The organism is Candidatus Villigracilis proximus (assembly GCF_016717045.1).
GTDB classification, from domain to species: domain Bacteria; phylum Chloroflexota; class Anaerolineae; order Anaerolineales; family Villigracilaceae; genus Villigracilis; species Villigracilis proximus.
The window spans coordinates 199647-217104 of sequence record NZ_JADJUO010000036.1 but is presented as its reverse complement, the minus strand read 5'-3'; the positions used below and the strand labels follow the sequence as shown (position 1 = coordinate 217104).

Annotated in this window: 20 protein-coding genes and 1 pseudogene; 6 read left to right on the top strand and 15 right to left on the bottom strand. The window is 49.8% G+C overall.

Features of this window, described 5'->3' with window-relative positions; all coding sequences use genetic code 11:
* Positions 1-14: 14 nt before the first annotated feature.
* The 6 genes and pseudogenes from IPL71_RS24780 to IPL71_RS24755 form a co-directional block, all read right to left on the bottom strand.
* The gene (locus IPL71_RS24780; protein WP_345326312.1) at positions 15-650 is read right to left on the bottom strand and encodes a helix-hairpin-helix domain-containing protein; all 636 of its coding nucleotides are present in this window, start codon (positions 648-650) and stop codon (positions 15-17) included.
* Positions 593-1243: pseudogene (locus IPL71_RS24775) on the bottom strand (RNA-binding transcriptional accessory protein); the annotation flags it as partial. The pseudogene IPL71_RS24775 and the gene IPL71_RS24780, both read right to left, overlap by 58 nt.
* Positions 1227-1871: a Tex-like N-terminal domain-containing protein gene (locus IPL71_RS24770; protein ID WP_345326310.1), complete on the bottom strand. Its 645-nt coding sequence runs from the start codon at positions 1869-1871 to the stop codon at positions 1227-1229. The gene IPL71_RS24770 and the pseudogene IPL71_RS24775, both read right to left, overlap by 17 nt.
* Positions 1872-1930: 59 nt before the next feature.
* Positions 1931-2596 (bottom strand): adenylate kinase, encoded by a 666-nt coding sequence (locus IPL71_RS24765; RefSeq protein ID WP_345326308.1) that lies wholly within the window; start codon positions 2594-2596, stop codon positions 1931-1933.
* Between the two features lie 98 nt (positions 2597-2694).
* The gene (locus IPL71_RS24760) at positions 2695-4020 is read right to left on the bottom strand and encodes a glycoside hydrolase family 1 protein (protein ID WP_345326306.1); all 1326 of its coding nucleotides are present in this window, start codon (positions 4018-4020) and stop codon (positions 2695-2697) included.
* Positions 4021-4061: 41 nt separating this feature from the next.
* Positions 4062-4631, bottom strand: coding sequence for a TrmH family RNA methyltransferase (locus IPL71_RS24755; RefSeq protein WP_345326304.1), 570 nt, complete (start codon positions 4629-4631; stop codon positions 4062-4064).
* Between the two features lie 553 nt (positions 4632-5184).
* On the opposite strand from IPL71_RS24755, the gene IPL71_RS24750 reads away from it, so the two are divergent.
* Complete coding sequence (locus IPL71_RS24750) at positions 5185-5466, top strand: hypothetical protein (RefSeq protein ID WP_345326302.1); 282 nt, start codon at positions 5185-5187, stop codon at positions 5464-5466.
* Entirely contained in the window at positions 5454-5615 is a 162-nt protein-coding gene (locus IPL71_RS24745; protein ID WP_345326300.1) for a hypothetical protein, read from the top strand. The genes IPL71_RS24750 and IPL71_RS24745 overlap by 13 nt, the downstream gene beginning before the upstream one ends.
* A gap of 144 nt (positions 5616-5759) precedes the next feature.
* Here IPL71_RS24745 and cysS read toward each other — a convergent pair whose 3' ends face one another.
* Both cysS and IPL71_RS24735 read right to left on the bottom strand, forming a co-directional pair.
* Positions 5760-7157, bottom strand: a complete 1398-nt coding sequence (cysS, locus tag IPL71_RS24740) for a cysteine--tRNA ligase (protein WP_345326298.1) — start codon at positions 7155-7157, stop codon at positions 5760-5762.
* A 309-nt stretch (positions 7158-7466) separates the two neighbouring features.
* Entirely contained in the window at positions 7467-8555 is a 1089-nt protein-coding gene (locus tag IPL71_RS24735; protein WP_345326296.1) for a PIN/TRAM domain-containing protein, read from the bottom strand.
* Positions 8556-8733: 178 nt separating this feature from the next.
* Between IPL71_RS24735 and moaA the strand changes: the two genes are divergently transcribed.
* From moaA to IPL71_RS24715, 4 genes are all read left to right on the top strand, one after another.
* Entirely contained in the window at positions 8734-9756 is a 1023-nt protein-coding gene (moaA, locus tag IPL71_RS24730) for a GTP 3',8-cyclase MoaA (protein ID WP_345326294.1), read from the top strand.
* The gene (locus IPL71_RS24725) at positions 9666-10310 is read left to right on the top strand and encodes an HAD family hydrolase (RefSeq protein ID WP_345326292.1); all 645 of its coding nucleotides are present in this window, start codon (positions 9666-9668) and stop codon (positions 10308-10310) included. The genes moaA and IPL71_RS24725 overlap by 91 nt, the downstream gene beginning before the upstream one ends.
* A 13-nt stretch (positions 10311-10323) precedes the next feature.
* Entirely contained in the window at positions 10324-10509 is a 186-nt protein-coding gene (locus IPL71_RS24720; protein ID WP_345326291.1) for an HAD family hydrolase, read from the top strand.
* 230 nt (positions 10510-10739) lie between these two features.
* Positions 10740-12089 carry an NAD-dependent malic enzyme gene (locus IPL71_RS24715; RefSeq protein ID WP_345326289.1) on the top strand — a complete coding sequence of 450 codons (1350 nt, stop codon included), beginning with the start codon at positions 10740-10742 and terminating at the stop codon, positions 12087-12089.
* A gap of 153 nt (positions 12090-12242) precedes the next feature.
* On the opposite strand, the gene IPL71_RS24710 is transcribed toward IPL71_RS24715, so the two are convergent.
* From IPL71_RS24710 to ribA, 7 genes are all read right to left on the bottom strand, one after another.
* Positions 12243-12572, bottom strand: a complete 330-nt coding sequence (locus IPL71_RS24710) for an aminotransferase class I/II-fold pyridoxal phosphate-dependent enzyme (RefSeq protein WP_345326288.1) — start codon at positions 12570-12572, stop codon at positions 12243-12245.
* An 8-nt stretch (positions 12573-12580) separates the two neighbouring features.
* Complete coding sequence (locus IPL71_RS24705; protein ID WP_345326286.1) at positions 12581-13471, bottom strand: aminotransferase-like domain-containing protein; 891 nt, start codon at positions 13469-13471, stop codon at positions 12581-12583.
* Positions 13472-13650: 179 nt separating this feature from the next.
* A complete protein-coding gene (locus tag IPL71_RS24700) occupies positions 13651-14070 on the bottom strand; it encodes an NUDIX domain-containing protein (protein WP_345326284.1) in 420 nt (139 codons plus the stop codon).
* 80 nt (positions 14071-14150) lie between these two features.
* Positions 14151-15005 carry an EamA family transporter gene (locus tag IPL71_RS24695; protein ID WP_345326282.1) on the bottom strand — a complete coding sequence of 285 codons (855 nt, stop codon included), beginning with the start codon at positions 15003-15005 and terminating at the stop codon, positions 14151-14153.
* Positions 15006-15008: 3 nt separating this feature from the next.
* Positions 15009-15872 carry an alpha/beta fold hydrolase gene (locus IPL71_RS24690; RefSeq protein ID WP_345326280.1) on the bottom strand — a complete coding sequence of 288 codons (864 nt, stop codon included), beginning with the start codon at positions 15870-15872 and terminating at the stop codon, positions 15009-15011.
* Positions 15873-16033: 161 nt separating this feature from the next.
* The gene (locus IPL71_RS24685; protein WP_345326278.1) at positions 16034-16705 is read right to left on the bottom strand and encodes an SDR family NAD(P)-dependent oxidoreductase; all 672 of its coding nucleotides are present in this window, start codon (positions 16703-16705) and stop codon (positions 16034-16036) included.
* The gene (ribA, locus tag IPL71_RS24680) at positions 16698-17456 is read right to left on the bottom strand and encodes a GTP cyclohydrolase II (protein WP_345326276.1); all 759 of its coding nucleotides are present in this window, start codon (positions 17454-17456) and stop codon (positions 16698-16700) included. Before ribA ends, IPL71_RS24685 begins: the two co-directional genes overlap by 8 nt.
* Positions 17457-17458: the final 2 nt, after the last annotated feature.

Below are 17458 nucleotides of genomic sequence, written 5' to 3'. Positions count from 1 at the left end.
GGGTTCGCTCCATTTCAGATCCGCATGAAGCCTGCTGCCTGTTCAAAAGCCTTCGGGCCAAGCCCGGCGACCTTCTTCAATGCGGTGCGGGATTTGAAAGGGCCGTTCGCGTCGCGATGCGTGACAATGTTGGTGGCGAGTTTGGGGCCGATACCCGCGACATGCGTGAGCAGTGCCGAGCTGGCAGTGTTGACATCCACGCCGACGCTGTTGACCACGCTTTCGACAACGCCATCGAGCGCGTGCGTGAGCGCAGTTTGATCGACATCGTGCTGATACATTCCCACGCCAATGGACTTGGGATCGATCTTGACGAGTTCAGCGAGCGGGTCTTGCGCGCGGCGGGCAATGGATACCGCGCCGCGGATGGTGACATCGAGATCGGGGAATTCAGCGCGGGCGAGAGATGACGCGGAATAAACCGATGCGCCCGCTTCATTGACGATGAGATATTTTGTTTGATGTGCTGGTGGTTGAAGGTCGAGCGATGTTTTCCCTGCCCCTGTTTTCGTGTCTCTTTGTATCGCACCACGTATAGTTCGGCCGCGAGCTTTTCCGTTTCGCGCGAGGCGGTGCCGTTGCCGATGGTGATGAGCGTGACGTGATGGCGGTTGATCATATCCTGCAGGGTGTTGATCGAACCCTTCCAATCGTTCTTCGGCTCGTGCGGATAGATCGTGCCTGTGTCGAGCAGTTTGCCAGTGGCGTCCACGACGGCGACTTTGCAGCCTGTGCGGAAGCCAGGGTCGAGGCCGAGGACAACTTGATTTGCAAGCGGAGCTTGTCCGAGCAGGGCGCGCAGGTTGGTGGCGAAGACTTGAATGGCGTGGTTATCTGCGACTTCGCCTTTTTCACGGCGGACATCGCGTTCGATGGCGGGGAGTAATAATCTTTCAGCAGAATCTTGAATGGCGAGTTCGAGCTGCTCTGCAAAGGGACTGATGATATCTTCTTCAAATTCAGATTGAATCGCGTCGAGCCAGTCACGTCCGGGGACGTCAACATGCACACGCAGCACGCCTTCTTTTTCGCCGCGCGTGATGGCGAGGATTTGATGCGGCTGTAGTCTGTTTACGTTGATTTCGAATTCATAATACGATTCGTAAACTGCTTTTTCATCTACAGAATCTTTTATTCTTTCAACGCGGATTTTCCCAGTCTTAAGTGCCTTTTCGCGTGTAGCGGCGCGGACATTAGCATTTTCACTGATCATTTCAGCCACAATGTCACGTGCGCCTTGCAGAGCTTCTTCGATGTTCGCAACTTGATCGTTGAGGAATTTCTTTGGCGAATTTTCTGGGGGAGCCAGAATCCTGTTTCAAAATCAAATCGGCCAGCGGTTCCAGTCCCTTTTCACGGGCGACCATGGCGCGGGTGCGGCGTTTCTTTTTATAGGGCGCGTACAGATCTTCGAGCGCGGTCATGGTGACGGCGGCGTTGATGCTCTCGCGGAGTTCGTCGGTGAGTTTGCCCTGCTCTTCGATGGAGGCGAGGATGGAGACGCGGCGTTCGTCGAGTCCGCGCAGGCGAAGGAGTTCATCGGCGATGATGCGGATCTGTTCGTCGTCGAGGGAGCCTGTCATTTCCTTGCGGTAACGGGCAATAAATGGGACGGTGTTGCCTTCGTCGATTAAGTTGATGACTGCCGTAACTTGCGATGGCTTGACATTGAGTTGGGATGCGATCTGTTCAGCGTGGGTCATGGATGCGATTTTATCATAGTAGAACAAAGTTTCTTTTATTGTAAGGTTGAGGGTTGAAAGTTGAAGATCGAAGGACAGTCCTTCGACTGCGTTCCTCGAAGAGCGCTCGTCACTCCGCTCAGGACGATGCAAATCTATATAAAACAGCGCACAGAGATTGCACTCCATGCGCCGTTGTCCATCGTCTGCGGTCTATCGTCTAACTCAGGAAAAGTGGCTCAAAGACCCTAACCAGAAGGCAGCACCTTTTTTAGTACAGACTTGATTTCCGTGGAAACTGCTTCAATTGACTCGATGCCATTGACCTCGGTCAGAAGTTTACGCTCTGTGTAATATTGAATGAGAGGGGCGGTTTGATTTTTATAGATTTCGATCCGGTTTAGAACTGTTTCGGCCTTGTCATCATCGCGTTGATAAAGCTCAGAGCCGTCGATATCGCAGACCCCTTTCACTTTGGGCAGATTGAAGCGTTCATGGAAAACGTGGCCCTGTGCCCTGCAAGACCATCGTCCAGCCAGGCGTTCGATCAGGGACTCTGCGGGAGCGGTGATAAAAAGGACGAGGTTCACACGTCCGCCGAGACTGTTCAATAAAATCTCAAGCGCATCTGCCTGGGCTGGTGTGCGTGGAAAGCCGTCCAGAATAGCTCCATTCTTGCAATCAGGTTGTGTGAAGCGTTCACGCAGCAGGGCGATCGTCACGTCATCCGGTACGAGTTTGCCTTTGCTGATATAAGAATCAGCCAGCTTGCCCAATTCATTGCCCTGCTTAATATTCGCGCGGAAGATATCTCCCGTGGAAATATGCGGCAGATCCAGTTCGTTTGCTATAAATTTGGATTGTGTGCCCTTACCCACTCCGGGAGGGCCTAACAGTACGATATAAGTAAGCATAATCACCTTTTGAATTCTCATTGTTTAAAACGGCGCACAGAAATTGTTATCCATGCGCCAGTCACTTATTACTTATTACTTCTCAACTTGCTACTTGTTTACGATGGAAAAATCTTATCAAACACCTCAGGACAATACTTTTGCACCATGTCGGAAGAGATGCCGTTCTCTTTGCATATCTCAGCGTAGAAATCCACACTCGGGCGGCGGATGCGTTTTTGGGTGTCAATATCCAGTCCCCAGAGGCCAAAGCGTTGAGTCCAGCCGCGCTCCCACTCGAAGTTGTCCACCAGTGACCAGTGGAAGTATCCCTTCACAGGCCAGTTGAAATTGACCGCGCGCCAGACCTGGTGCAGATGCTGTGCAATGTAACGCGGACGCATGTGGTCATCCGAATCTTCCACGCCGTTCTCGGTGATGATGATCGGCGTGTTGGGATAGGTGCGCTCGGCCCATTTGATGGAGTTGAAGATGCCTTCGGGGATATTGGCGATGAAGTTCGTGTCGCTCATATCTGCGTTTTTGGGATAGCCGCTGTTTGAGAACAATTCGCCAGGTTTGAAGAGGTCGAACCAAACGGTATCGACAGAGTAATAGTTGAGACCAAGATAATCCTGCGTGCCTTTGGCTTCGGGGATGTTTTGATTGCCGACAGGTGAACGCATAACGCCGGTTGAAATGGCGGAAGGAAAGCCCATGTTGATTCCTTCGTAGCGGACGTTACGCATGAGTCTATCCAACGGTGACCACGAAATGCGCGGAACCATTGGGCGGTAATGCAATGCATATCCCACACGAGATTCGGGCTGTAATTCGTGGATGGCACGATATGCGGCAGCATGTGCGCGGACCATGTTGCCCAACACGCGCATGGATAACCTGATGTCTTTTTTCCCTGGCGGGAATGAGCCTTGCACATAACCGCCCAACGCATAAACATTCGGTTCGTTGATCGTACACCAGAGCGTGTTGTATTCCTTGAGCGCGTCCACAACTTTGCGGACATATTTCTCGAACAACGGAACAATGTCTGCATTTTCCCATCCGCCGCGCTCGGTGACCCATAGTGGATCGGTAAAATGATGCAGCGTAACCAAAGCTGTCAGATTGCGTTCCCTCAGTCCGCGCAGCATGAGGCGGTATTTTTCGATGGCTTCCTCATCCCACGTGTCAGGCGTCGGCTGAATGCGGCTCCATTCCAATGAAAAGCGGTGCGCGTTCTGTCCTGTTTCGGCGGCGCGGTCAAAGTCCTCGCGCCAGCGTCCGCCCCACCAATCGGCGGCCAGACCAGATTTATGGACTGTATGACCCGCTTCTTCCCACGCGTGCCAATTGTTGTTCGTGTTGTTCCCTTCCACTTGATGTGAGGCAGTGGCCGTTCCCCACAAAAATCCTTTTGGAAAATGATAGGTTGCTTGAGGCATGGATTCTCCGTGATACGTGAAACGTGAAACGTGATTACGTTTTACGCTTCACGTGATAAATAAGCTAAATATAATGCCACCGACCCCGCAACGGCCGCATTCAAAGATTCGATTTTTCCGCGCATGGGCAGCTTCAAAACGACGTCGCATTTCTTTCGGACGAGATCATGTAACCCGTCGCCTTCTGATCCGACGACGAGTCCCAATGCGCCTTTGAGATGACGAGACCCCGCTTCAACCTCCGCCCCAGCCTGATCCAGTCCGACGATCCAGATATCATTATCTTTGAGCGCGTCTATCGTCTGGGACAGATTTGCCTGGGCGATGAGCATGTGCTCGCTCGCGCCCGAAGACGCGTTGACCACGGCCGGCGTCACATCCACCGTGCGCGCGGACGGGATGACCACGCCATGCACGCCGAGCGCCTCAGCCGTGCGGATGAGCGTGCCGAAGTTCTGCGGGTCTTGCAGGGAATCGAGCAGCAGGATAAACGGCAGTTCGCCTTTGGCATTCTCTAAAATCTCGATCACATCCGAGTACGGATATCCGCTGACTTCAGCCACGATGCCCTGATTGTTCTGATGCACCTTGTCCAACTTGGGGCGCGGCACGCGGTTGACCTTGATCTTTTGCTCTTTGGCCAGTTGAGAATTTGTTCGATCTTGCCCTTGTCCTGCACCCCTTCGGCGATGTCGATTGAAAATATCTGCCTGCGCTTGGCACACAGAGTTTCATATACTGCATTACGGGAATAGATGAGTTCTTTCATATAAAGTTGATTTTACCTGATTAAAAAAACTGACAGAAGCCTTAAAGGTGACCATCGGTCAAGTCACTTCGGTTTATCAATTTGTGATTTGCAAATATCACCACGTTATACCATCTTTGCAGTATCTGGCTGTGGCTTTGGATTCTTTTAACGATTGAAGCTAAACTGTCAAGATAGGTGCAGTTATAAAGAATTTACGAGTTATGAGTTTTGTTCGCCTTTATACTTGCTTTAATTTGCAAGGGCTCCGTCGCGAGGTGTATCTGGCCTAACGGGAAATGTTATACTCTACAAAGCTATGCGTAAAATATATCTGTATCTCATCAAAAGATTTACCTGCTGTTTTTGTGGTGCTCCTGTCCACGGCGGGCAGTTATGTATGATCAGAGGTGAGTATGCCAGTTCGTTATGCCATTCAATCTGGTCTTGATCTCCTGCTTTATATATTTGAAGGGGATTGTATTGCCAGGGAATATTTCGATATGTACCATTCTGCATATCTTGATGAACGGCGTCACCACGGCATGAAGGTCTTTATAGATATCTCCAGGGCCACACTGGACTTTGATACACAAAGTCTGCGGGAAGCAACGGCGATCGTAAGCGAAAATAAGGCAGGCGGATTTCCATCGGATCGTGTGGCGATTTTGACAAAGATACGAGCATGCGATTCCTAAAGGATACACTTGTACTTCTAGCCGATGGCATCCCCATGTATCTGGAAGTCTCTCATGATATTCACGATGTAATACAATGGCTGGGGCTTGGTGATATGGAAAACGAGGTAATGCAGTTCCGCGAAACATGTTCACAGGGTGAAGGGTAATAGGTTAAATCAAAAGGACTTCTGAAGTCAACACTTCAGAAGTCCTTTTATTTCTATATTGTTCAGCATCAAGCGGACTAAAGTCCGCGCTCCAAACAAGTCCTTATTACTCGTTACTTATTACTTTTTACTTACTCCCCAAACCTACGAATATCTCCAGGTCGTGCCGTCTTTGCTGTCTTCGATGGTGACGCCCATTTCTTTTAGCTGGTCGCGAATCTCATCGGAGCGTTTCCATTGTTTTTGCTGGCGGGCTTCGGTGCGTTCGGCGATTAATGCATTGACCTGTTCATCCTGTTCACCGGAGCCTTGTTTTTCTTCGAGTTTGAGTCCAAGCACACTGGAGAGTTCACGGAAGATGCCTTGCGCAGACTTGAGTTGTTCGTCGCTTGCGCCGTTGTCGCGGGCGGTGTTGATGATCTTGCTGAGTTCAAACAAGGCGGCGATAGCGCCTGCGGTATTGAAGTCACTGTCCATGGCTTCGATGAAATTGGCTTTGGCGGTTTCTGCGGTAGCAGACATGGCAGAAACTGATTCAGCGCTGAGTCCCTTGGGCGAAGCAGAAGCAGCTCTCAGGGCGGATTTGAGGCGCTCGACATTTTTCTGCGCCGCATCGAGGGTGTCGTCATTGAAAAGTAATGGAGCGCGATACGTCCCATTTAAAACGAGCATACGCATTACATCCGCTTCGCGCTTGGATAAAAATTCCTTGATGCTGACGATGTTGCCAAGTGACTTGGACATTTTTTCGCCGCCGAGCTGCAACATGCCGTTGTGAACCCAATAGCGCGAGAATTCCTTGCCGGTGTAGCATTCGCTTTGGGCGATCTCGTTTTCGTGGTGCGGGAAGATCAGGTCGTTGCCGCCGCCGTGGATGTCGATCTGTTCGCCGAGTTCGGCGAGATTCATGGCGGAGCATTCGATGTGCCAGCCGGGGCGGCCTTTGCCCCACGGGCTGTCCCATGAGATTTCGCCTTCCTTGGCGGCTTTCCAAAGCGCGAAGTCCATCGGGTGGGTTTTGGCTTCTTCCACTTCGATGCGCGCGCCGGCTTGCATGTCGTCCAGTTTGCGGCCTGAGAGTTTGCCGTAATTGGCATCGCTGGTGACGCTGAAATAGACATCGCCATTGGTCGCGGCGTAGGCGTGTCCTTTTTGGATGAGGCCTTCGATAAACTTGATAATATCCGGCATGGTCTGGCTGACCTGCGGATTGGATGTAGCGGGAAGTATATTCAAGCTGACGAGGTCTTTTGCGTAATCCTGAATATAGCGCTGTGAAAGTTTGAGCGGATCTTCGTTAAGCTGTTTGGCGCGGTTGATGATCTTATCGTCCACGTCGGTATAGTTCATGACGTGTTTGACAGTGTAGCCGCGATATTCAAGATAACGGCGGATGATGTCGAAGACCAGCGCGGACATGGCGTGGCCGACGTGCGCATCGTTGTAAACTGTCACGCCGCAGACATACATTTTGACGAGGTTCGGTTCGAGGGTTTGAAATTCTTCGGTCTTGCGGGTAAGGGTGTTGTAGATTTTTAGCATGGGTTCTCTTTGTTATGAGGGTTGTGAAGTTTATGATGTGTTTGAGGTATCTGATGTTTATAAGGTTTCAAAGGTGTTGAGGTTTCAGTTTATATATTCTATTTTACCGCTTGTTGCACAAATTACCACTTGCGTTGAATATATTACAAGCAAAATTATAATTCCAGTTTTGCTATTTATGCGGCACTCTGTAACCGCAGATGGACACATGGTGAACTGGATTCTAAGACCAAAAGAAAAACAGAGCGCAACTTTCGCGCCCTGTTCACTGACTACTGATCACTAATTACTTCTTACTTTTTACTAACTTCACTTCTTTTTCTTCGCTGCGGCGTCTTCATCCACACGGCCAAAGATCATACGGCCGGCGGCGGTTTGCAAAACTTTGGTGATGTTCACATCCATATATTCACCGATGTAATCCTTGCCGTTTTCAACCACCACCATCGTGCCGTCTTCCATATAGCCCACGCCCTGGCTGTGTTCCTTGCCTTCCTGCATGATGTTGATGCGTAACGCTTCACCCGGCAAGACAACCGATTTGACTGCGTTCGCGAGTTCGTTGATGTTAAGCACGGTCACGCCTTGTAATTCGGCGATGCGATTTAAGTTGTAATCGTTGGTCAACACAGGACTCTTAAGCTGCTTGCCCAGTACGATCAGTTTATCGTCCACTTCGCGCACGCCGTCCACATTGATGTCAGAGATGCGCACGAGAACATTCGGAAGTTTCTGCAACTCGGCCAGTACTTCCATGCCGCGTCGTCCGCGTTGACGGCGCATACCATCAGGAGAGTCGGCGATGTATTGTAGTTCATTCAATACAAAGCGCGGAATGAGCAGTGTGCCGGGTAAAAATCCGGTTTTGGCAATATCAGCTACGCGGCCATCAATGATGACACTGGTATCAAGCAAGATATTGCGATTGAGATTGGTCCACGAAGAGGAGGAACCGCCGCCTTCGTTATTCCGTCCGCTGAGGGCGCTCAACAGTCCCATGATATCGCCTTGGCGCATCACAAAGAGCGAGACGCCAAAGTATGAGAAGATTAAAACACCAATGAACGGAAGTACTTCGCCAAATGGTTTTGGAAGCAAGGAAAGCGGAAAGCCAAGCAGCGCGGCGATCAATAAACCAACGATCAGCCCGGTCAACCCGGCGAATAAGCTTTCAGCAGCCAAACGTCCCAGCAAAGAACGCGCAGCGCGCGCAGGCCGTGTGGTAAAGTATGGAGTAAGGATGAGCCCCGCCAGTGCGCCTACCAGACTAAAAATTGTGGTGGTGACATAAGGGTCTGTTGTGGTCGGGTTCGATTTTGAAACATCAAATCCCCAATATCCGCCTGCAATTGCCAATACAAACATGCCAATAATACGAAGAACAAATTCAAAACTCATAATAACTCCTTTGAAATAAATGCAAAAAGATAATAATGGATGATAGCACGGGTAATAATACCCGTCAATCACATGGATCGAACTCATATAATATTGTTATAATCCGACTTCAAATGTCAACTGGACAGCCTCTACAAGAGGCCGACCAGGGCAAAATAAGAAAATAACCATTACTGGTATGCTCGGGAGCCCCTTCATGACCCTAATAGACACCCTTAACCGCCCTTTACGTGACTTGCGGATTTCCGTTACGGATCGATGTAATTTCCGCTGTGTTTACTGTATGCCAAAAGAAATCTTCGGGCCGGACTATCAATTCCTGCGGCGAGATCAGATCCTAACTTTCGAGGAAATCGAACGTCTGGCGCGGATTTTCGTCTCACATGGCGTGCGCAAGATCCGCTTGACCGGCGGCGAGCCATTGGTGCGCCGTGATTTTCCCCAGTTGATTTCCATGCTTTCCACCATCCCCGACCTTGATCTTACATTGACCACCAACGGAGCCTTACTTGCCCGGCAGGCACGTGCGCTCAAAGATGCAGGATTAAAACGGATCACGGTTAGCCTGGATTCACTTGACAATAAAATATTCAAATCCATGAACGATGTGGATTTTCCCGTGGAAAGCGTGCTCGAAGGAATTGAAGCCGCATCCAGTGTTGGTTTGAGTCCCATCAAAGTTAACATGGTCGTCAAACGCGGACTTAACGAAGAGAGCATTCTGCCGATGGCGCGCTTCTTCAAAGAAAAAGGCCACATCCTGCGCTTTATCGAATACATGGATGTAGGCCATTCCAACGGCTGGCGCATGGACGATGTTGTCCCGGCGGCGGAGATCATAAAAATGATCAATGCAGAAATGCCCGTCGAACCGCTTGACCCGAACTATCGCGGCGAAGTGGCCGAACGCTGGCGATACAAAGATGGACAAGGCGAGATCGGCGTGATCGCATCGGTCACGCAGGCCTTTTGCAGTACCTGTAACCGTGCCCGCCTCTCTGCCGAAGGCAGTTTATACACCTGTCTGTTCGCGGTCAAAGGCCACGACTTCCGCGATATGATGCGCAACGGCGCAACCGATGAAGAACTTTCAAATGAAGTTGCGCGCATATGGGGAAAACGCGGCGACCGTTATTCAGAGCTGCGTTCCGAAAACACAGTATCCCTGCCCAAAGTGGAAATGTCTCACATCGGCGGATAACCGCCGTATTTCTCAAAGAGGTTTATTTGTACACTTCTAAAATAAAAGCTGTTCTCTTCGATCTTGATGGCACACTTCGACATCACCTCCCCTCAGCCGGGGAGGTTTTTTTGGAACATATCCGCAGTCTGGGTTTGAAAATCTCGGAAGAGGATCATATTCGCGCCGAGCATTGGGTCCATTTTTATTTTGCCCACTCGTTTGAAATTCAAGCAGATATTAAAACTCACGGTTACGATAAAAAAGAGTTTTGGGTTAACTTCACAAGGCGGAGGCTGATCGCATCAGGCATCCGCCCGGCACAAGCCGCAACGCTGGCGCCGCAAGTCTCAGCTTATATGGGCGAAAGCTACAGGCCTCAAACCCATGTACATGAAGAAGCGCATACCGTCCTGCAATTTCTAAAAGACTCAGGTTATGTGCTCGCCACAGTTTCCAACCGCGACGATCCCTATCATGAAGAAATGAAAACCCTCAAACTGGATTCCTATTTTCAATTCTTCCTCGCCGGCGGAGAAATTAACTCCTTCAAGCCCGATGCGCTTATTTTTTAAACATGCATTGGAATTGGCAGGAACCTCCGCGCAAGAGACGATGTATGTCGGCGATAATTACTTTGCAGATATTGTCGGCTCGCGTCGCGCCGGACTGATGCCTGTTCTCTACGACCCGATCAGTCTCTTCCCTGATGCAGACTGCACAACCATTAAGGCACTTGCTGAAATTCCCATCCTCCTGCAAAGTGCCGCATAATTTACCCCCGGCTGCCATCAACACCAGACCATCGCCGCAAATTTTTCTACTTTGCAAAGGTTTCTAAAAAATTCGCGTTTATTCGTGAAATCTGCGGCAAAAAAGATGGTCGTATCACAATCCATACCGCGAATGATTGAGATTTCGCGGTATTTGTTTTAGAATGGATATATCAGATTTTCCGTCCTGAACAGCGTAGTTACAGGGCGAAATTATTAAAGGAGTTATCTATGGCTTGGGAACGAAGACTCATTCGTACAGTACGCGTCCGTAACTCACAAAAAAATGGGGTACTTGCCAAACTACTAACCGCAATTGCAGAAGCGGGCGGTAATACAGGCAGCATTTTACAACTCACTGAAACGTCACAAAATGTCGTCCGCGATATTACCATCAACGCAGAGGATGAAGCGCATGTAGAGGCCATCGTCGAAGCCATGCGCAACAACGAAGGCACACGCGTGCTCGAAGTGCGTGATGAAGTTTTGGAACTCCATCAAAAAGGCAAGATCGCCATCCGCTCACGTTACCCGATCGATTCATTAACCACACTGCGCCGTGTGTATACGCCCGGCGTCGCTGAAGTTTGTCTGCGCATCGCCAAAGACCCGTCGCAGGCGCGTTTGTATACCAGCATCAGCCACATGGTCGCCATCGTCTCAGATGGCACAGCCGTGCTCGGGCTCGGGGATATTGGTCCGCTGGCGAGTATGCCCGTGATGGAAGGCAAGGCCATGCTAATGGAAACACTGGTCGGCCTTTCGGGCATCCCCATTTTATTGAACACAAAAAATACAGAAGAGATCATCGCCGCGGTCTATGCCATCTCGCCCACCTTCGCCGCCATTCAACTGGAAGATATATCCGCGCCGCGCTGTTTTGAGATCGAAGAAAGATTACAAGCCATGCTTGATATCCCCGTGTTGCATGATGACCAACACGGGACCGCAGTGGTATCCACCGCCGCCTTACTGGTTGCGACTCGCGAAACCGGCACCGACTTGAAGAGCTCTGTCATCGGGCAGATCGGGCTTGGGGCGGCCGGGCATGCCATCGGTCAGATGATGATGCGCTTGACTGGGAATGCGGTCTATGGCGCAGACTTGAGTCCAGAAGCGTTGGACAGATTCGAAAAGGCCGGTGGAATTAAATCCAACTTAAAAGAGATCATGGAAAAATGCGACATCGTGGTTGCTACCACCGGCGCGCCGAATTTGATCAAGCCTGAAATGGTGCGCAAGGGACAGATCATTCTCGCGCTCTCGAACCCGAATGCCGAGATCGACCCCGAAGTTGCGATGGAGCATGGTGCCGCCTTCGCCGCGGACGGGAAATCTGTGAATAATGTTTTGGGTTTCCCCGGCATCTTCCGCGGCGCAGTGGATGCGAACGCCCCGCGCATTACACACGAAATGTTATTGGCCGCCGCACATGTCATTGCCGAAATGACCCCGCCCGGAGAATTGGTTCCCAGTCCGCTGGATAAAAAAGTACATCGCGCCGTAGCCCGCGCCGTAGCCGAGACCGCCTTCAAACAAGGCATCGCCCGCGCTGAATACGTTCCTTATGTGGAGGAGTAGGTTTTTTGAGGGGATGATGTTTGTGAAGTTTATGAGGTTTGTAAGGGATATGAGGTGAAGGATGAAAAAGAGTCGAAGGCTTTATGCTTTCGACTCTTTTTACTTATCACTTTTACTTATCACTTCTTACTTCTCACTCATTACTCATCCCTATCACTTCTCGCTCACCAACGCCTCCTTCAAAGTTGTGCCCAATCTTGTGATCCCTTCGCGGATATGATCTGGATTTGAAAAAGAGAAATTGAGACGCATTGTATTTTTACCGCCGCCATTGGGGTGGAAAGCCGCACCAGGCACAAAAGCCACTTTGCGTTCGATCGCCACTTTTAGCACTTCAGCCGCATCTATATTCTCAGGTAATTTGCCCCACAGGAACATGCCGCCCAATGGCTTGGTCCAGGTTACTTCGGGCGGGAACATCTCTTCCATCATTTCGATCATCACATCGCGCCGCTCTTTATACGTCGCGCGGATCACTTTCACATGTTCATCTAAAATCCACCTTTGGCGACTTCATAGGCCACATGCTGATTAAAGGATGAAGTGTGTAAATCTGCGGCCTGCTTGGTCATCACCAGCTTGCGGATCACCTGCGGCGGCGCAATGACCCATGCCAGACGCAAGCCCGGTGCAAGCAGTTTGGAGAAGGTGCTTAAATAAATCACACTGCCCGTATATTCCCCGTCATTGTCATTGCGATAGCGGCTGTCGAGAGTCGCAACCGATGGAATGTGATCGCCATCGTAGCGCAATTGTCCATAAGGATCATCTTCAACGATTGGCACGCCGTACTGGTCGGCCAGAATGATCAAACGCTTGCGGCGCTCCAGGCTTAATGTGGAACCGGAAGGATTTTGGAAATTCGGAAGAATATAAATGAACTTCGGCCCGATCCGCAGCGCCTCTTCCAACTTATCCATGATCATACCATTTTCATCAGACGGCACGGAAATGTATTGCGCACCGTACGCATTCCAGGCTTGCAGCGCGCCCAGATAAGTTGGTGATTCGACCACTACATAATCACCACGGTTAATGAATAATCTGCCGATAAAATCCAGCGCCTGCTGCGAGCCGGAGGTGATCATAATATTCTCAGCAGTCACCCGCACACTAAAGCGTGCATTGTGGCGCGCGATCATTTCACGCAGAGGCAGATAGCCTTCGGTCGTGCTGTATTGCAAAGCCTGCGCGCCGTGATCGGTTAACACTTGATTGCAGGCTTCCTGAAATTCCTTAACGGGAAAAACCTCAGGTGCGGGCAGTCCGCCCGCGAACGAAATAATGTCAGGTTGTTCAGTAAACTTCAACAACTCACGAATGACCGAACTTCCCATTTTTTGAGTGCGATGTGCGTAACGATACTCCCACGGTGTTTGCATTCATTCTCCTTAATTATAGAGATAAAAAAAGCCTGACAGGTACGTGTGTACCCATCAGGCTGACTGACGACTTATAAGGCATAGTATGCCCAAAAGGTCGAGGCCCATCAATTGCTTCATGGTTTCCTTATCTTAACCATTTTCCGGCGAGTCTGCAACCTCTTTAAGTATGGTGGATTTTATGACAAATTTCCTTCGATGATCTTCTCGACGGAAGTCCGCGTGTACGAATCCAAAGGCAGATGAAGAGCCGCATCCAACTTAACCCAAACATGCTCCTGCGCTTCATCATTCAGTTGCACTTCGAGAGAGTCGGCTTTGCAGGCGAAATCGAAAAAGATGAAGTGCCGCTTTTTCCAGAAGGAAGGATCATAAATAAACTGCTGAAAGTTGATAAATTTCAGATCGTAAATATCCAGCCCGGTCTCCTCCTTCGCCTCGCGGACAGCCGCCTCCTCCAACCGCTCGCCCAATTCCACATGTCCGCCTGGGACAACGTATTTATCAGGCCATTTATGACTCTTCAACAACAACATCTCCCCCGCTTTGTTAAAAATAAACACACCTACTGTTGGTTCTGGAAAAATTTGATCTGCCATTGTTCACCTTTTTTATTTGTTACATCAACGCCCTTCGACTACGTTCCTCGAAGATCACTCGTCACTCCGCTCAGGGTGTATTACCCAAAGATCGCGATCACCATCACACCCGTGAACACGATCGCCGATCCCACCACGCGGACGCCGCCCATTTCTTCTTTCAAAAATCGCCAGCCGAGGAAGGCTCCGATCACGGCACTCACCTCGCGAATCGCACCCGAATAACTGAGCGGCGCGAAAGTGTAGGCGAAGAGTGCGAGCATATAAGCCACCAATCCCAGCACACCGCCCAGTAATAAATATCCGCGATTCTTATTCCACACATCCACGAAATGACTTACTCCATAACGGCGAGCAAGATAGGGAGTGGTCACGAACGGCACCATCACAAACATTGACAATCCATACGGTAAAGCGGGTCCATTTTTAACAGCGGTGCCATCAATAAATGTATAGATCGAAATGATCAACGCTACTGACAAAGCGGTCAGAATTCCCCGCAGATGCGGCTTCTCGCTTTTATTATTTAACAATGTGGTTGCCCCAATGACCATCATGCCGCCTGTAATAAGTGCCAGCCCAAGATAACCGCCGATGGTCAATTTTTCGTGTAAAAAGATCGCAGTCCACAAAACGAGCAAAGCGGGAGCCGCTCCGCGCGCAATGGGGTAGACCAGCGAAAAATCATGGTCACTATAGGCGCTGCACAGCAAAATAAAATAGATCGCCTCAAGAATCATACTTAAGATTGCAAAGCCCCACATCGAACGCGGCGGCAGACCGGTGAAGAAGATGAAGCCGAGCGAGAAGAGTCCGCTCAGAATTACCTGCCAGCCCATCGCGATATATTTTTCGTCTGAGCTCTTAAGCAGGAAGTTCCACAAAGCGTGCATGGATGCAGAAAAGAAAAGCAGAATCAATGCAGAAATTGGCATGGACTATTTCATGAATTCGATCAATTTTTGGTTGACTTCCACACTGGCATCATGCTGCACCCAATGCGTGGACTTGTCGAAGAAGGTCAGATCACCTTCATCGCACAGGTCAATTGACGGCTGCGCCATTTCAGAACTCAACGCAACATCACGTTTGCCCCACAACATCATGGTCGGGACATGCACACGCCGCGCCGGTTTCTTTTTGCTAAACGCGGATCGCAATCCACGGCGCATGACAGAGCGATACCAATTCAGCATTCCAGTCAATGCGCCTTTTTGCGACCAGGCTTTTTTGTATTCCACCACATCTGCTTCGGTAAATGTGGATTTGCGGCCTGAACGGGTCAACATGCGTCCCAGATATTCAAAATTATTTTTGCTTAACATCCACTCCACGAACCAGGGGATTTGAAAGAAAAAAACATACCAGGATTTTTTGCGTTGAGCAGGGTTATGCAATACAAAATCTGTCATTACATCAGGATGCGGAACATTTAAGATGGCGAGCTTTTCCAGCCGTTCCGGGTGATTAATCGCGATTGTCCACGCGACCACGGCGCCCCAATCGTGACCGACAAGTTTTGCTTTTTGAATCCCAAAATGATCGAACAAACCGACAATATCTTTTGCAAGAATATCCACATCATAAGCAGAGACTCCCTTTGGCTTATCTGAGAGATTGTATCCGCGTTGATCGGGGACAATAACCCGAAAGCCTGCTTCCACCAGCGCAGGGATTTGATTCTTCCAGCCATAATGAAACTCTGGAAACCCATGCAATAAAAAGACCGCCGGCCCGTTTTCAGGTCCGTCGGTCATGACATGTAAATTGATATTGTTGGTTGTGATAAGTTGGCTTTTCATCCCGCGAGTATAACGGATTTCAAACTGAAACTTAAGTTTTCATAACCACAAAGACACCAAATCACAAAGCCTCAAAGTTTCTATCTTGGTGCCTCACCGCACTGCACCAAACGCAGCACGGTGCAAGTGTCGTGCCTTTGGGACTTCGGGGTTGATGCCAACTAGCCGTACAGCGGAATTCTCGCGCCGTTCACCTTACTGGCTTCGTCGGAAAACAAATAAGTCATCGCGGAGACAATTTCTGCGGGCGTGGTTCCCTTGCCTTCGTTTTTTGTATCAATCGATTTGACATGAATCACATTCGCGGTCAATCCGCTGTCTTTGTATTCTTCGGCGAGAGTCAGCACCAGACTTTCCTGTGCAGATTTTGCAGCCGTATACAATGCTGTCTTTGCTGAAGGTTTCACGGTTTCAGGTTTGGAGACGATGATCACACGTCCATGCTGACTGGCGGCGAGATGCGGAGCAAAGGCCTGGAGCAGGTGAAATGTCGTCCACACGTGCTGGTTGAGCATGGATTCGAAATCATCTTTGGATGATTCCGGGAGGGTCTTGCCGCCTGTCCAGCCGCCGACGAGATGGATCAAAGCGTGGATACGGCCAAATTTGGAAACAACAGCTTCGGCTGAGTCATGAACCGCCGGCCCATTAAGCAGGTCAATGGTTTGGGTGTAGAGTCTTTCTGAGGGCAGATTTAAATCCCGGGTCAGGGAATCCAATTTAATTTGATTGCGGTCAAGCAGTGCAATGTTGTGCCCAAGTTCTGCAAACGTCTTTGCAACCAAATTTCCAAGCGCACCCGTTGCGCCAGTAATGACAATTGTTTTAGTCATACATAGCCTTGATCTGAGATTCGTCCATGCCTTCGACGATCGGTTTGTCGCTTTGTTCAGGCAGATGTTCCTTGCCGTTGAAATCGATCATGTGACCGGATTTAGCGGCTTTGGTTTCAAGATAAAAACGATTGTGTTCGTTGCTTGGCAAAATGTGCGGAATGCGCGAGTTGACCTTCACACCGTATTGCGTGAGTTGATCCATTTTCTTTGGATTGTTGGTCATCAAATTAATAGACTGCACCTTGAGCGAATGCAGCATGTGCGCAGCGATCGCGTAATCACGTTCATCATCACGGAAGCCGAGCGCGAGATTTGCTTCAACAGTATCGAGGCCTTGATCCTGCAAACTATAGGCGCGGATCTTATTGGTCAACCCGATGCCGCGGCCTTCCTGACGCAGATAGAGCACAATGCCTTTTTCCATTTCGCCGATTTTCTTTAAGGCAGCCTCGAGTTGATCGCGGCAATCGCAGCGCAGTGAGCCGATCACATCGCCGGTTAAACATTCAGAGTGCAGCCGCACAGGCACATCATCTGCACCCAGCACTTCGCCTTTGATGATGGCAACATGCTCTTTGTTATCCTGGTTATTCGAGAATGCAACGATATGAAAATCGCCAAAGCGTGAAGGCAATTCAGCGATGGCTTCAATATGGACACATACTTTGTCTTTGCCAAAGCCTTCACATTCGTGACAGCAATCTTCTTCGATTAATAGTTCAATTTGTTCATGTGTAAATGTAGTCATGT

What these genes read in the sequence shown, in the direction of transcription:
- IPL71_RS24770 (WP_345326310.1), bottom strand. Translation starts at nt 1,871, where the DNA reads ATGGAGTGCAATCTCTGTGCGCTGTTTTATATAGATTTGCATCGTCCT.
- IPL71_RS24700 (WP_345326284.1), bottom strand. Translation starts at nt 14,070, where the DNA reads ATGGCAGATCAAATTTTTCCAGAACCAACAGTAGGTGTGTTTATTTTT.
- IPL71_RS24765 (WP_345326308.1), bottom strand. Translation starts at nt 2,596, where the DNA reads ATGCTTACTTATATCGTACTGTTAGGCCCTCCCGGAGTGGGTAAGGGC.
- IPL71_RS24745 (WP_345326300.1), top strand. Translation starts at nt 5,454, where the DNA reads ATGCGATTCCTAAAGGATACACTTGTACTTCTAGCCGATGGCATCCCC.
- IPL71_RS24685 (WP_345326278.1), bottom strand. Translation starts at nt 16,705, where the DNA reads ATGACTAAAACAATTGTCATTACTGGCGCAACGGGTGCGCTTGGAAAT.
- IPL71_RS24725 (WP_345326292.1), top strand. Translation starts at nt 9,666, where the DNA reads ATGGGGAAAACGCGGCGACCGTTATTCAGAGCTGCGTTCCGAAAACAC.
- ribA (WP_345326276.1), bottom strand. Translation starts at nt 17,456, where the DNA reads ATGACTACATTTACACATGAACAAATTGAACTATTAATCGAAGAAGAT.
- IPL71_RS24760 (WP_345326306.1), bottom strand. Translation starts at nt 4,020, where the DNA reads ATGCCTCAAGCAACCTATCATTTTCCAAAAGGATTTTTGTGGGGAACG.
- IPL71_RS24715 (WP_345326289.1), top strand. Translation starts at nt 10,740, where the DNA reads ATGGCTTGGGAACGAAGACTCATTCGTACAGTACGCGTCCGTAACTCA.
- IPL71_RS24695 (WP_345326282.1), bottom strand. Translation starts at nt 15,005, where the DNA reads ATGCCAATTTCTGCATTGATTCTGCTTTTCTTTTCTGCATCCATGCAC.
- IPL71_RS24690 (WP_345326280.1), bottom strand. Translation starts at nt 15,872, where the DNA reads ATGAAAAGCCAACTTATCACAACCAACAATATCAATTTACATGTCATG.
- moaA (WP_345326294.1), top strand. Translation starts at nt 8,734, where the DNA reads ATGCTCGGGAGCCCCTTCATGACCCTAATAGACACCCTTAACCGCCCT.
- IPL71_RS24705 (WP_345326286.1), bottom strand. Translation starts at nt 13,471, where the DNA reads ATGCAAACACCGTGGGAGTATCGTTACGCACATCGCACTCAAAAAATG.
- cysS (WP_345326298.1), bottom strand. Translation starts at nt 7,157, where the DNA reads ATGCTAAAAATCTACAACACCCTTACCCGCAAGACCGAAGAATTTCAA.
- IPL71_RS24735 (WP_345326296.1), bottom strand. Translation starts at nt 8,555, where the DNA reads ATGAGTTTTGAATTTGTTCTTCGTATTATTGGCATGTTTGTATTGGCA.
- IPL71_RS24750 (WP_345326302.1), top strand. Translation starts at nt 5,185, where the DNA reads ATGCCAGTTCGTTATGCCATTCAATCTGGTCTTGATCTCCTGCTTTAT.